The 12,600-nt window shown below is 69.9% G+C and carries 14 protein-coding genes and 1 tRNA gene; 3 read left to right on the forward strand and 12 right to left on the reverse strand.

The window, feature by feature from the left end:
* Positions 1–278 precede the first annotated feature (278 nt).
* Positions 279–488 (forward strand): hypothetical protein, encoded by a 210-nt coding sequence (locus ACIODU_RS03300; RefSeq protein ID WP_356417931.1) that lies wholly within the window; start codon positions 279–281, stop codon positions 486–488.
* 120 nt (positions 489–608) lie between these two features.
* On the opposite strand, the gene ACIODU_RS03305 is transcribed toward ACIODU_RS03300, so the two are convergent.
* From ACIODU_RS03305 to ACIODU_RS03340, 8 genes are all read right to left on the reverse strand, one after another.
* The gene (locus tag ACIODU_RS03305; RefSeq protein ID WP_356417929.1) at positions 609–1,493 is read right to left on the reverse strand and encodes an RNA polymerase sigma factor SigF; all 885 of its coding nucleotides are present in this window, start codon (positions 1,491–1,493) and stop codon (positions 609–611) included.
* A 245-nt stretch (positions 1,494–1,738) separates the two neighbouring features.
* Positions 1,739–2,692, reverse strand: a complete 954-nt coding sequence (locus ACIODU_RS03310) for an RNA polymerase sigma factor SigF (protein WP_401763265.1) — start codon at positions 2,690–2,692, stop codon at positions 1,739–1,741.
* A gap of 176 nt (positions 2,693–2,868) precedes the next feature.
* Positions 2,869–3,162 carry a Dabb family protein gene (locus ACIODU_RS03315; protein ID WP_356417925.1) on the reverse strand — a complete coding sequence of 98 codons (294 nt, stop codon included), beginning with the start codon at positions 3,160–3,162 and terminating at the stop codon, positions 2,869–2,871.
* 45 nt (positions 3,163–3,207) lie between these two features.
* Positions 3,208–3,372, reverse strand: coding sequence for a hypothetical protein (locus ACIODU_RS03320; RefSeq protein WP_202532172.1), 165 nt, complete (start codon positions 3,370–3,372; stop codon positions 3,208–3,210).
* 201 nt (positions 3,373–3,573) lie between these two features.
* Positions 3,574–3,658 (reverse strand) — tRNA-Ser (locus tag ACIODU_RS03325).
* 58 nt (positions 3,659–3,716) lie between these two features.
* Positions 3,717–4,145 carry a tRNA adenosine(34) deaminase TadA gene (gene tadA / locus ACIODU_RS03330; protein WP_356418764.1) on the reverse strand — a complete coding sequence of 143 codons (429 nt, stop codon included), beginning with the start codon at positions 4,143–4,145 and terminating at the stop codon, positions 3,717–3,719.
* A gap of 83 nt (positions 4,146–4,228) precedes the next feature.
* Positions 4,229–4,765 (reverse strand): hypothetical protein, encoded by a 537-nt coding sequence (locus ACIODU_RS03335; RefSeq protein WP_401763268.1) that lies wholly within the window; start codon positions 4,763–4,765, stop codon positions 4,229–4,231.
* 276 nt (positions 4,766–5,041) lie between these two features.
* Entirely contained in the window at positions 5,042–5,323 is a 282-nt protein-coding gene (locus ACIODU_RS03340) for a hypothetical protein (protein WP_401763536.1), read from the reverse strand.
* A 277-nt stretch (positions 5,324–5,600) separates the two neighbouring features.
* Between ACIODU_RS03340 and upp the strand changes: the two genes are divergently transcribed.
* The gene (gene upp / locus ACIODU_RS03345) at positions 5,601–6,236 is read left to right on the forward strand and encodes a uracil phosphoribosyltransferase (protein ID WP_161313175.1); all 636 of its coding nucleotides are present in this window, start codon (positions 5,601–5,603) and stop codon (positions 6,234–6,236) included.
* 168 nt (positions 6,237–6,404) lie between these two features.
* Here the strand turns inward: upp and ACIODU_RS03350 are convergent, their stop codons facing one another.
* From ACIODU_RS03350 to ACIODU_RS03365, 4 genes are all read right to left on the reverse strand, one after another.
* Complete coding sequence (locus tag ACIODU_RS03350; RefSeq protein ID WP_401763271.1) at positions 6,405–7,043, reverse strand: LytR C-terminal domain-containing protein; 639 nt, start codon at positions 7,041–7,043, stop codon at positions 6,405–6,407.
* A 113-nt stretch (positions 7,044–7,156) separates the two neighbouring features.
* Positions 7,157–7,459 carry a type II toxin-antitoxin system VapB family antitoxin gene (locus ACIODU_RS03355; RefSeq protein WP_023540426.1) on the reverse strand — a complete coding sequence of 101 codons (303 nt, stop codon included), beginning with the start codon at positions 7,457–7,459 and terminating at the stop codon, positions 7,157–7,159.
* Positions 7,460–7,761: 302 nt separating this feature from the next.
* Complete coding sequence (locus tag ACIODU_RS03360) at positions 7,762–9,330, reverse strand: M28 family metallopeptidase (protein ID WP_401763275.1); 1,569 nt, start codon at positions 9,328–9,330, stop codon at positions 7,762–7,764.
* A gap of 78 nt (positions 9,331–9,408) precedes the next feature.
* Positions 9,409–10,080 (reverse strand): HhH-GPD-type base excision DNA repair protein, encoded by a 672-nt coding sequence (locus tag ACIODU_RS03365; protein WP_401763278.1) that lies wholly within the window; start codon positions 10,078–10,080, stop codon positions 9,409–9,411.
* A gap of 176 nt (positions 10,081–10,256) precedes the next feature.
* Here ACIODU_RS03365 and ACIODU_RS03370 point away from each other — a divergent pair, with 176 nt between their 5' ends.
* Positions 10,257–12,569, forward strand: a complete 2,313-nt coding sequence (locus tag ACIODU_RS03370) for a germacradienol/geosmin synthase (RefSeq protein WP_401763280.1) — start codon at positions 10,257–10,259, stop codon at positions 12,567–12,569.
* The last annotated feature ends 31 nt before the right edge of the window (positions 12,570–12,600 follow it).

Here is a 12,600-nt window from a genome sequence, read left to right on the forward strand (position 1 = left end):
TGCCATCTTGTTGCTTGGGGCAACCATAGAACTGTAGAAGAAGTTGGTTGCTACAGGCAAATGAAAGGAGGTGGGGAGGGGTAAAGGAACTCAAAAGGCTGACGGATCACCGGTCAACCGACGGGCGCGAGGGGGCGCCGGGGGCCGCGGGAGGCGTCACCGGAGCGGATTCACGGCGATCCCGGAGCGGATCCACAGCGATCCCGGAGCAGAGTCACGGCGATCGGCGGTGGGCCCGGGGTTGGGCGGGGTGCGTACGTTCGCTAGGGTCCTGCCCCATGGCACACAACCCCCATGCCCCGCAGGGACCCGAGGGAAATCCCGACCCCGCGGGCAGTACTCAGATGTTCCGCGCGTTTGTCGACGACGGTGAGCCGGAGCGCCGGCAGGCGCCTCAGCAGCAGAGCGGACCCAAGGCCGGACTGATCATCGGCGTGGTCGCGGTGGTCGTCGTCCTGGCCGTGGTGGCCTGGCTGGCCTTCGCCTGACCCCACAGGGCCGTCCCACGAGGACGGCGGCGAAGCCCGTGACGTTCTTCCGTCCCCTGATGCTTCGTCACCGCGGAACCCCGCCCGGAAATCCGGACCTGAGGGCGGGGTCCGCCCGCGTCAGTCCGAGATCAGTCCTTCCCGCAGCTGCGCGAGCGTACGGGTCAGGAGGCGCGAGACGTGCATCTGCGAGATGCCCACCTCTTCGCCGATCTGCGACTGGGTCATGTTCGCGAAGAACCGCAGCATGATGATCTGCCGCTCGCGGGGCGGGAGTTTGGCGAGGAGCGGCTTGAGCGACTCGCGGTACTCCACGCCCTCCAGCGCCATGTCCTCGTAGCCGAGCCGGTCCGCGAGCGACCCCTCGCCGCCGTCGTCCTCCGGGGAGGGCGAGTCCAGCGAGGACGCGGTGTACGCGTTCCCGACCGCGAGGCCGTCGACGACGTCCTCCTCCGACACCCCGAGCACCACGGCCAGTTCGGGCACGGTCGGGGAGCGGTCCAGCTTCTGCGCCAGCTCGTCGCTGGCCTTCGTCAGCGCGAGGCGCAGCTCCTGGAGCCGGCGCGGGACGCGCACCGACCACGACGTGTCGCGGAAGAACCGCTTGATCTCGCCCACGACCGTCGGCATCGCGAACGTCGGGAATTCCACGCCCCGTTCGCAGTCGAACCGGTCGATCGCCTTGATCAGGCCGATCGTGCCGACCTGGACGATGTCCTCCATCGGCTCGTTGCGGCTGCGGAACCGCGCCGCCGCGTACCGCACCAGCGGCAGGTTGAGCTCGATGAGGGTGTCCCGTACGTACGTGCGCTCGGGGCTGTCCTGGTCGAGGACGGCGAGCCGCAGGAACAGGGAGCGGGACAGCGTGCGGGTGTCGATGGCTTCCGGCTGGGACACCCGCGGCTGGACCGCGGTCACGGTGTCGAGCACGGTGTCGAGAGCCTCGGGCGCGGGAGCGCTCTGTGTGAGCGTGAGCACCTTCGAGCTGCCCTGTTCTACGGACATGCCACCCCCTTGAGGTCGCGGACGGTCGCGGCGGCCGCTCCCGTCGGAGGAACGCAGCCTCCACCTGAATACCGGCGGTGGGGCTGCGGCAAACGCGGTTCCAGCAGAATGTCACATGTCGGCAACACGCTGTAGTGACATGTCGACAAGTAGGGGTGACGTCTGCGCAGGAAAGAGGGGGTGTGGGGCTTTTCCGGCAGGCGCGCGGGACAAAAGGCGGGGGAGCGGGAAAGTACCCGCGCGAGCTACGCCTCGATCCGATTTGCGGATCGCAGCCGCGCAAAGCTTCGGGCAAGAAGCCTTGACACATGCATCTGGGAGACTCCCAATTCCTGACTGATCTGCGACTGCGTCAGATTGTTGTAATAGCGCAGCATCAGGATCCGCTGTTCGCGTTCGGGCAGTTGTACGAGGAGATGGCGTACGAGGTCGCGGTGTTCGACCCCGGCCAGCGCCGGGTCCTCGTACCCGAGCCGGTCCAGCAGGCCGGGGAGCCCGTCGCCCTCCTGGGCGGCCTCCAGGGAGGTCGCGTGGTACGAGCGGCCCGCCTCGATGCAGGCGAGGACCTCCTCCTCGGAGATCTTCAGCCGCTCCGCGATCTCGGCGGTGGTGGGGGTGCGGCCGTGAGCCGTCGTCAGGTCCTCGGTGGCGCCGGTGACCTGGACCCACAGCTCGTGCAGCCGGCGCGGGACGTGCACGGTCCGTACGTTGTCGCGGAAGTACCGTTTGATCTCGCCGACGACGGTCGGCATCGCGAAGGTCGGGAACTGCACGCCGCGCTCGGGGTCGAACCGGTCGATGGCGTTGATCAGACCGATCGTACCGACCTGGACGACGTCCTCCATCGGTTCGTTACGGCTCCGGAAGCGCGCGGCGGCGTACCGCACCAGGGGCAGGTTGGCCTCGATGAGCGCCCCGCGCACGCGGCTGTGCTCCCGGGTGCCCGGTTCGAGGTCTTTGAGCTGGGCGAAGAGGAGCTGCGTCAGGGCCCGGGTGTCGGCGCCTCGGCTCTGGGCGGTGGTGGGGCGCGACTCGGGGTCGGGTCTGGGTTCGAGAGGGGGTTCGACGCGGGGTTCGACGGGGGGCTCGGGCTGGGATTCCGATCGGGGCTCGGACACGTGTTCTGGTCTGGGCTCGCTCCCGACCCGTGGTCCGGTCTCGTTCTGGGGCGGCACTTGAGGCGTAGTACTGGCCGGCACGGTCACGCCACCCCTTTGCGGTCGACTACGGTCAACTCATCCGTCAAAAGCGGTCATAGCATCACAAGACATGTGCACTGTGTGCAAGCACCCGATAACACCGTGTTGACGGCAAGTTGGGGCAATAAACCCAAAAGCCCCACACCGGAGAGGTGTGGGGCAGGGGGAGCGGAGGCTCAGAACTCGTAGTCGGCGATCACCCAGGTGGCGAATTCGCGCCACTGCGCGACGGCCGCCTGATGGGCCGGGTGGTCGGCGTACCGCTGGAGCGCATCGCGGTCCGCCACGGCCGAGTTGATGGCGAAGTCGTAGGCGATCGGCCGGTCGCTGATGTTCCAGGCGCACTCCCAGGACGCCAGCTCGGCGACCTGCCCGCCCAGCTCCTCGAAGGCCTTCGCCCCGGCGACCGCGCGGGGCTCGTCGCGCGAGACGCCCTCGTTGAGCTTGAAGAGGACCAGGTGGCGGATCAAGGGGCACTCCTAGGGGTGCGGCGGGGTACGGAGGGTGCGGCGGCGCTACTGGACGAGCTCCGTCATGAACGTACCGACGCTCTTCGCGGCGCTCGAAATGCCTTCGAACCCTACCTGGACCAGATCCGCCGCCCGTTCCGGGGATTTGACGATCGTGAAGAGCACGAAGACGGTGACCGCGTAGAACACGATCTTTCTCGTTTGCGCCATCCCCCACTGCCTCCCCAGCCGTCCATGGGCCGTCCCCTGTGCGGTCGCGAGAGTCTAACCGTATGAACGCCGATGTTCGGAGGGTGTTCGAGCGTTGCTTCCCCGCGTCCGGCCCGGAGTCGGAGAAGAGACCCGGCGAAGGTGCCCGGCACGCACAACCGCCCCTGACCCGGGTGCCGGATCAGGGGCGGTTCACAAGAGCGGTAGCGGAGGGATTTGAACCCTCGGTGAGTTTCCCCACACTCGCTTTCGAGGCGAGCTCCTTCGGCCGCTCGGACACGCTACCGGGAGAAAGCTTAGCCCACAGAAGGCCATGCTTTGAAACCGGTATCCGTGAAGGGGTGTCAGCGGTCGCGGAAGAACGTGGTGAGCAGGGCGGAACAGGCGTCGGCGAGGACGCCGTGGATGACTTCGGGGCGGTGGTTGAGGCGGCGGTCCCGTACGACGTCCCAGAGCGAACCGGCCGCCCCGGCCTTCTCGTCGAGCGCGCCGAACACCACGCGGTCCACGCGGGACTGCACGATCGCGCCCGCGCACATCGTGCACGGTTCCAGGGTCACGACCAGCGTGCAGCCGGTCAGGCGCCACGCGCCGAGTGCCCCGGCCGCCCCGCGGATCGCCACGATCTCCGCATGGGCCGTCGGGTCACCCGTCGCCTCACGTTCGTTGTGGCCGACCGCCAGCACCGCCCCGGACGGTGACAGCACGACGGCACCGACCGGCACGTCGTCGTGCTCGGCCGCCAGGGCGGCTTCTTCCAGGGCGCGGCGCATGGACGTACGCCACGGATCGCGTACCGGATCCGGCACGGGGTCGTCCGGCGCAGGGTTGCCCGGCACAGGGTCGTGCCGGGGCACTAGCGGACGGTCTCCAGGACCTCGGCGGCGCCCAGCGCCTCCGCGATCTCGGCCATGGCGTCGGTCTCCAGGGCCAGCAGCTCCCCTTCCGACAGCCCGAGATCGACGAGGATCTCCTGGTCGCCGACGGGTCCCGCGGGCACGATCTCCCCGCTCGCCACCGGACTCTCTTCGTCCTCCTCGTCGTTCTCGTCCGGTTCGCCGTCCTCCGTACCGTCGAGGTCCAGCGTGTCCAGGTCGTCGGCGGGGTCGTCGTCGTCCCGGCCGATCAGTTCATCGATGAGAATCTCCCCGTACGAGGAGCGTGCGGCCGCGGCCGCGTCCGAGACGTAGATACGAGGGTCCTCCTCGCCCTCCACACGGACGATGCCGAACCAGGCGTCTTCCTGCTCGATGAAGACGAGGACCGTGTCCTCGTCCACCGAGACTTCGCGGGCCAGGTCGGTCAGATCCGACAGGGTCTCCACGTCGTCGAGCTCTGTGTCGCTCGCTTGCCACCCGTCTTCGGTGCGCGCGAGCAGTGCGGCGAAGTACACCGTGACTCTCCCACTGGTCAGAGGTGACGATCCGGCGGTGCGCTGCTCTGCCCCGCCCACTCGGAATCGTTGCAGAAACGAACGCGTCGCGAGAGGTCTTCCACCGTTGCGTCGTAAGGCCATTTTATTAGGCCCGCCCCCGTGGTGGGGCGCGGGATACCCCTTGGACGGCGCGGAAGTGTCCCAGGAGGGCGCCGGGGCGCCCGAGATGTGTGCCCGCAGGGCGCGTGGCGGCCGGGCGTGGCTCGGCGCGGCCGCCCCGCCGGCCACCGGCTCCTACCAGCGGAAGGTGCGCATCCGCATCTGCTGGCGCATCCGGGCGGCGCGGGCCCGGCGCGGCTTCACCCGCTCCTGGAGCGCCTTCGCCTCGTTCAGTTCCCGCAGGAACTGCGCGCGGCGGCGGCTGCGGGCCGCGTCCGTCGGGGCGCCGGCGTCGAGGGCGGGGAAGGGGTCGGAGAGGGGGTCGGGGTCGGGAGGGGGATCGGCCCGGGAGCTTCCTTGCGCCTCGGGAACGGGCGTCCGGCCGGCGGGTGCCCGGCCCGGCGCCCGGTCCGACATCCGGTCCGACGTCCGGTCCGGTTCGCCCTGGGGCCGTATGCCCAGGTCCGAGGCCTGCTGCTCGTCCGCTTGTCGCTGGTCCCTGTCCGGCACGGTCGCCTCACCATCCCGTTGATGGATGTGTCTCCCGACTCTTCATGACCTCCATCCACCTTCCCTCCCCGTCCCGGGTTGATGCCACCGGTTCGGCGGGGACGTTCGGAGGGGAGGTTCGGCAGGGAGGTTCTGCGGTCGGTGGCAGGCCGTAGTGCCGTGGCCTCCGGTTACTGTGGTCGCCATGCGGATTCTTGTTGTCGACCATCCCCTGGTGGCGCACAAACTCACCACGTTGCGCGACCTGCGCACCGACTCCCCGACCTTCCGGCGTCTCGCCGATGAGCTGGTCACCCTGCTCGCGTACGAGGCCACCCGGGACGTGCGTACCGAACAGGTCGACATCGAGACCCCGGTGACCGCCACGACCGGGGTGCGGCTCTCCCACCCCCGGCCGCTGGTCGTCCCGATCCTGCGGGCCGGTCTGGGCATGCTCGACGGCATGGTGCGGCTGCTGCCGACCGCCGAGGTGGGCTTCCTCGGGATGATCCGCAACGAGGAGACGCTCCAGGCGTCCACGTACGCGAGCCGAATGCCCGAGGACCTCTCGGGCCGGCAGGTGTACGTACTGGACCCGATGCTGGCCACCGGCGGCACGCTCGTCGCGGCGATCCGTGAGCTGATCAAGCGCGGCGCGGACGACGTGACGGCCGTCGTGCTCCTCGCGGCGCCCGAGGGTGTCGAGGTCATGGAGCGCGAGCTGGCGGGCGCGCCGGTCACCGTGGTCACCGCGGCCGTCGACGAGCGCCTCAACGAGAACGGCTACATCGTCCCGGGCCTGGGCGACGCGGGCGACCGGATGTACGGATTGGCCGGCTAGGGCCGGGGCAGTCCGGGCCTGTCGGGGCCTGCCTGACCCTGTCCGGGCCCGTCTCAGGGTCGGCCGGGCGACAGGCCGGCGGCCCGGTTCGCCGCCGGGCGGGGCGGTGGACGTGCCCCGCCCGGGGACGCGTGAGCGGGCGGTACGTACGGCGGTACGGCGGAGGGGTCAGCCCTTCCGCGGTGCGCGCGGCGTGTCGCAGGCCGGCTTCGGGACGGGCTTCGACAGGGTCGCGAGCGCCTGGTCGGCCTCGCGCTGGACGTTGAGCTTCTTGAACGCCGTGCCGAGGATCAGATCGACGTCCCGGGTCCTGCGGGTGTCGGTCTTCGGCGTGGCGCCCGTCAGCTGGGTGCCGAGAACGGTGAGGGGCCCGTCCGTGGCGGTGGGGGCGCCCAGCAGTATCCCGGCGCCCCGGACCTTCTTGTCGTACGCGGCGGGCGCGTTGCCCACCTTGCCGATGACGAAGCCCCGTTTCTTGAGCTCGTCGGCGGTGGTCTTGGCGAGACCGCCCCGCGGGGTCGCGTTGTAGACGTTGACCTTGATCTGGCCGGGCTTCGGCAGCACCTTGGCGGGCACCGCGGAGGGCTTGCAGTCCGGCGTCCTCGCGGCGGCGGTGGCCTTCTTGCCGTTGTCCGTGAAGACGTCGATGAGCTGCGAGGTTCCCCAGCCGGCCAGGCCGAGGGCAACAACGGACACGGCGGCCGCGAGCACGATCCTGTGGCGGCGCCGGGGGCGGCGCATGCGCGGGTACTTGTTCCCCGTGATGCGGTACTTTCCGCCCATGCCGGGGGGAGTGAGCATGCTCATGGGCGCAGCGTAGTGGGCGCCGGTGGTGATTCCTACTAAACGATCAACGGGTTGGGCGGTCGGGGTGAGGAATGGGCCCGAAAGGCTCAGTCCGTCACTCTCCCGGAACCGCCTCAGCCCAGATCGAGCTCCAGGACACGGGCGTGCAGCACCTGTCGCTGCTGGAGGGCGGCGCGGACGGCACGGTGCAGTCCGTCCTCCAGATAGAGATCGCCCTGCCACTTCACGACATGCGCGAACAGGTCTCCGTAGAAGGTGGAGTCCTCGGCGAGCAACGTCTCCAGGTCCAGCTGACCCTTCGTGGTCACGAGCTGATCGAGGCGGACCGGGCGCGGCGCGACATCCGCCCACTGCCGGGTGCTTTCCCGGCCGTGGTCGGGATACGGCCGCCCGTTACCGATGCGCTTGAAGATCACACGGAAAGCCTACCGGTCAAGAGGCTCCGGGCGCAGCCATGGCGCCCGAGTTCAAAAGTGGCATTAGATGGCAAAACAGGAGCGAAGCCTGAGCGGAGGCATCCCCTCCGGTGACCCGGGCGCCGGGATCGGCCTGGCCGGGACCCCGGAGACGGGCGGCGGCCGGGCCGGTCGCGGGCCAGGAGCAGGCCGGTGGCGGGCCATGAGCGGGCCGGTCGCGGGCCACGAGCGGGCCGGGGGCGGGTCGTGGGCGGGCCGTGGACGGGGAGTTCGCCGCCGCCCACGGCCCGCCGGTGTTCCCGTTACTCGGTGGCGGCGTGGCCGTCGGCGGTGCGGGCGGTGCCCGCGCCGGCTATGCGCGCGGCCGGCGTGGAGGCGGGCCGCTTCGGGAGCGCGCGCAGGTCGTGGGCGTAGGTGCCCACGGCGTCGGCGATGATGTCGACGTTGACGTCGAGGGCCTTCTTGTTGATGTTGGAGAGGTCGTCGCAGGCGGAGTGGTAGCAGGCGTCGAACGCGACGCCGGCCTGGCCGCCGTACTTCTGGGCCTGGGCCGCGGTCTTGATGCCCTCGGCGCCGGTGAAGGTGCCGCCGGACGGAATGCCCGCGTCGATGAAGGGGCCGTAGTCGGAGCGGCCGTCGAAGTCGGTGCCCTCGTGCGGGAGGCCGCGGCGGTCGAGGAAGCTGTTGATGCCCTTCTCCAGCTGCGCGGAGCCGTCCGGGCCCGGGCCGGCGCCGGTGGCGTCGGAGTCGTCGCCGTCGTAGACGAACTGGGCGAAGTTCTTCGAGCCGATCATGTCGAAGTTCAGGTAGAGGGCGATGTCGGCCTGCTGCTCGGGGGTGAGGCCGGCGACGTACGCCTCGGCGCCGAGCAGACCCAGCTCCTCCGCGGACCACCAGGCGAAGCGGACCTTGTTGGCGGGCTTGTCGTGCGTCTTGGCGAGGTCGAGGGCGACGTCGAGCAGGCCGGCCGAGCCGGAGCCGTTGTCGTTGATGCCCGGCCCCACTTCGACCGAGTCCAGGTGGGCGCCGAGCATGACCGTGCGGTCGGCGTCGCCCGCCTTGGTCTCCGCGACCACGTTGCGGGTGCTCCGCTGCTCCTGGAACTGGCGTATCTCCGCCGTGACCGTCACGGGCCCCTGCGCGACGTCGGCCGCGAGGGCCTCGCCGTCGGCCTGGGTGATGCCCCCGGTCGGGATCGCTCCGGCGTCCGGGTCGCCGAGCGTGCCGCTGATGACGCCCGTCGTGTTGTTGTAGATGATCGCCGCGACCGCGCCGGCGGCCGCCGCCTGCTGCTGCTTGACGGCGAAGGTGCAGCCGCCGCGCTGGATCAGCGCGATCTTGCCGGTGAAGGCCCCCGCCGCGTAGTCCTCGGGCTCGCAGCCCGTGGTCGCGTCGAGCGGGACGGCGGCCAGCTCGGCCGTGACGCCGCCGACCGGGGTCGACGGCGTGTACGACAGGGCGGAGATGGCCACGTCGCGCGGCGCCGGCGCGGTGACCCGGAGCGTCTCGGCGAGCGTCTCGATGTAGGTGATCTCGAAGGTCTGGTAGGAGACCCGGTAGCCGGCCTTCTTCAGCTCGTTGTACACGTACGCGGCCGACGCTTCGTGGCCCGCCGAACTCGCGGCTCTGTTGCCGCCGTTGGCATCCGCTATGGCCTGGAACTTCTTCAGGTGCCGGAGAACGTCCTGCGCGGAAGCCTCCCGGACGAGCTTCCGGGAGAGCTTCGCCGCGTCCTGGGCCGCGTGCGAGCCGTGGTGGTGGTGCGACCGCGTACTGCTGGCCGGGGAGGCCGCCAGGAGCAGCGGCGCGGCGAGGGCCGTGGCCGCCGCGATGGCCAGAACTCGGCGTGAGGCACGGGGTGTTGCGTTCACAGGAGGTCCTTCCGGTGCGAACAAATGTCAGGGAAAACTAGCGACCGGCGGGGCTTCTGGGAACCATGCCGGTGCCGTTCAGCCCTTTTTCGCCGCCTTCTGCGTCTTCCGTGGCTTGTCCCGCTTCTCCGGCTTCCCGTCCTTCTCGGCGGTCTTCTCCGTTTTCTTCTCCGCCTTCTGCTTCGCGGCTCGTTTCGCCTCTTGTTTGAAGGCCCTGACCCTGGCCAGGGTCTCCGGGCCCGTGATGTCGGCGGCCGAGCGGAATGCCCCCTCGTCCCCGTACGCCCCCGCCGCCTCGCGCCAGCCGCGCGGGCGGACCGCGAACTGTTTGCCCAGCAGCGCCAGGAAGATCTGGGACTTCTGTCGGCCGAAGCCCGGGAGCGCGTTCAGCCGCGTCAGCACTTCGGCGCCGGTGGGGACGTCGCGCCACAGGGCGCCGGGGTCCCCGTCGTAGTGCTCGACCAGGAACTGGCAGAGCTGCTGGACGCGCGTGGCCATGGAGCCCGGGTAGCGGTGCACGGCGGGCTTCGCGGAGAGGAGGGCCGCGAAGGCCTCGGGGTCGTACGCGGCGATCTCGCGGGCGTCGAGGTCGTCGCGTCCCATGCGGACGGCGATCGTGTACGGGCCCGAGAAGGCCCATTCCATCGGAATCTGCTGGTCCAGCAGCATGCCGACCAGGGCGGCCAGGGGGCTGCGGCCGAGCAGGTCATCGGCTTCCGGCTGCTGTGCCAGCTGGATCTTGGTGCTCATTTCCTCATGATCGCGCGGTATCCGGCGGGCCGCACGCAGGCTGTCCACAGGCCACCCCGTCGGTACGTTGATATGACTATTTTGTGGTGCGGATGGGGGCACCGGGCGAGGGGTAGGGCTGAGCCGACCGGGTGACAGGGAACGCTCCCGGACGCTTCGGGAAAGGCCACGCGTCAGTGACACAGCCCTTTGAACTGCCGGATTTCTACATGTCCTATCCGGCCCGGCTCAATCCGCATCTGGAGGAGGCGCGAGCACACACCAAGCAATGGGCCAGGGACATGGGGATGCTGGAGGGCTCCGGCGTCTGGGACGAGCACGATCTCGATTCCCACGACTACGCCCTGCTGTGCTCGTACACCCACCCGGACTGCACGGCCCCCCAGCTGTCGCTGGTCACCGACTGGTACGTGTGGGTCTTCTTCTTCGACGACCACTTCCTGGAGGTCTTCAAGAAGCCCCAGGACCGGGAGGGCGGCAAGGCGTATCTGGAGCGGCTGGCCGCCTTCATGCCGATGGACCTCGCCGACGGCTTCCCCGAGCCGACCAACCCCGTCGAGGCGGGCCTGGCCGACCTCTGGGCCCGTACCGTCCCCAGCATGTCGATGGCCTGGCGGGAGCGGTTCGCCGAGAGCACGGAGAACCTGCTCAACGAATCCGACTGGGAGCTCGCGAACATCAACGCGGAGCGGATCGCGAACCCGGTCGAGTACATCGAGATGCGCCGCAAGGTCGGCGGCGCGCCCTGGTCGGCGGGCCTCATCGAGTACGTGAGCGCGGAGATCCCGGCCGAGGTCGCCGCGTCCCGGCCGCTGCGGGTCCTCAAGGACACGTTCTCGGACGGGGTCCACCTGCGCAACGACCTGTTCTCGTACCAGCGGGAGATCGAGGAGGAGGGCGAGCTGAGCAACGGCGTCCTCGTCCTGGAGACGTTCCTCGGCTGTACGACACAGGAGGCGGCCGACGCCGTCAACGACCTGTTGACCTCACGCCTCCAGCAGTTCGAGAACACCACGCTGACGGAGCTGGGCCCCCTCTTCGCCGAGAAGGGCCTCGATCCGGCGGCCTGCGCCGACGTCCTCGCGTACGTGAAGGGCCTCCAGGACTGGCAGTCGGGCGGCCACGAGTGGCACATGCGCTCCAGCCGGTACATGAACGGCGCCGAGTCGGGCGCGGCCGGCGCGGTCGGTGTGGGGGGCGGCGGGGTCGGCGCGGGCGGACTCGGTCCCGGCCTCGGCTCCGGCCTCCGCTCCGGCTTCTCGATGACGCCGGTCGGGCTGGGGACGGCCGCGTCGGCCTACCTCAAGACGCTCACGGCCGGGTCCCCCGCGCGGATCCGCAGCTTCAGCCACGTCCCGTTCCAGCGGGTGGGCCCCTCCGTGCTGCCGGACTTCCAGGTCCCGTTCGAGCCCAAGCTCAGCCCGCACCTGGCCCACTCCCGCGAGCACGTGGTCGAGTGGTGCCACCGCATGGGCATCCTGGAGGCGCAGCCGGGCCGGCCGGGCTCCGACGTCTGGGACGAGAAGCGCCTGCGCCGCATCGACCTCCCCCTGTGCGCCGCCGGCATCCACCCGGACGCGACGCCGGAGGGCCTGGACCTGTCCTCGGACTGGCTGGCCTGGGGGACGTACGGCGACGATCTGTACCCGGTGATCTACGGCAGCGTCCGCGACCTGGCGGGCGCGAAGGCGTGCAACGAACGGCTGTTGCTCTTCATGCCGGTCGAGTCCGACGAGACACCTCCGGCGTACACCGGCCTGGAGAGGGGGCTCGCCGACCTGTGGGCCCGTACGGCGGGACCGATGGACCTCGACGGCCGCCGCGCCTTCCGCAAGTCCGTCGAGGACATGATCGACAGCTGGGTCTGGGAGATGAACAACCAGATCCTGAACCGCATCCCCGACCCGGTCGACTACATCGAGATGCGCCGCCGCACGTTCGGCTCGGACCTGACGATGAACCTGTGCCGCATCGGCCTCGGCGACGCCGTACCGCCCGAGATCTACCGGACCGGCCCCATGCAGTCCCTCCAGAACGCCGCCCAGGACTACGCGATGCTCCTGAACGACGTCTTCTCGTACCAGAAGGAGATCGAGTTCGAGGGCGAGATCCACAACGGGATCCTCGTGGTCCAGAACTTCTTCGACTGCGACTACGCGACCGGCCTCAGGATCATCGACGACCTGATGAACTCCCGCATGCGCCAGTTCCAGCACGTGGTCGCAAACGAACTCCCCACCTTGTACGACGACTTCGACCTGGACGACACGGCGCGGGACGCACTCGACGGTTACGTGAAGGAGCTGGAGAACTGGCTCTCGGGCATCCTCGTCTGGCACCGCGACTGCTTCCGCTACCGGGAGTCGGACCTGATCGAGGACCGCGCGGGCCTCACCCGCCGCCTCCCCCCACCCCCCTCGGGCCTCGGCACCTCGGCAACCCGCATCAGGTTCCCCCGCCCCGAACCGGTTCCCGGCGCGGCGAACTGACCGGCGGCCGGGGTTCCGCGGACCGCCCCTG

The organism is Streptomyces sp. NPDC088261 (assembly GCF_044740805.1).
Lineage (GTDB): Bacteria > Actinomycetota > Actinomycetes > Streptomycetales > Streptomycetaceae > Streptomyces.

Bases quoted from the DNA above. Each gene is read 5' to 3' on its own strand.
- ACIODU_RS03365 (WP_401763278.1), bottom strand. From the start codon at position 10,080: ATGAGCACCAAGATCCAGCTGGCACAGCAGCCGGAAGCCGATGACCTG.
- tadA (WP_356418764.1), bottom strand. From the start codon at position 4,145: ATGCGCCGCGCCCTGGAAGAAGCCGCCCTGGCGGCCGAGCACGACGAC.
- ACIODU_RS03305 (WP_356417929.1), bottom strand. From the start codon at position 1,493: ATGTCCGTAGAACAGGGCAGCTCGAAGGTGCTCACGCTCACACAGAGC.
- upp (WP_161313175.1), top strand. From the start codon at position 5,601: ATGCGGATTCTTGTTGTCGACCATCCCCTGGTGGCGCACAAACTCACC.
- ACIODU_RS03320 (WP_202532172.1), bottom strand. From the start codon at position 3,372: ATGGCGCAAACGAGAAAGATCGTGTTCTACGCGGTCACCGTCTTCGTG.
- ACIODU_RS03340 (WP_401763536.1), bottom strand. From the start codon at position 5,323: ATGTCGGACCGGGCGCCGGGCCGGGCACCCGCCGGCCGGACGCCCGTT.
- ACIODU_RS03350 (WP_401763271.1), bottom strand. From the start codon at position 7,043: ATGAGCATGCTCACTCCCCCCGGCATGGGCGGAAAGTACCGCATCACG.
- ACIODU_RS03300 (WP_356417931.1), top strand. From the start codon at position 279: ATGGCACACAACCCCCATGCCCCGCAGGGACCCGAGGGAAATCCCGAC.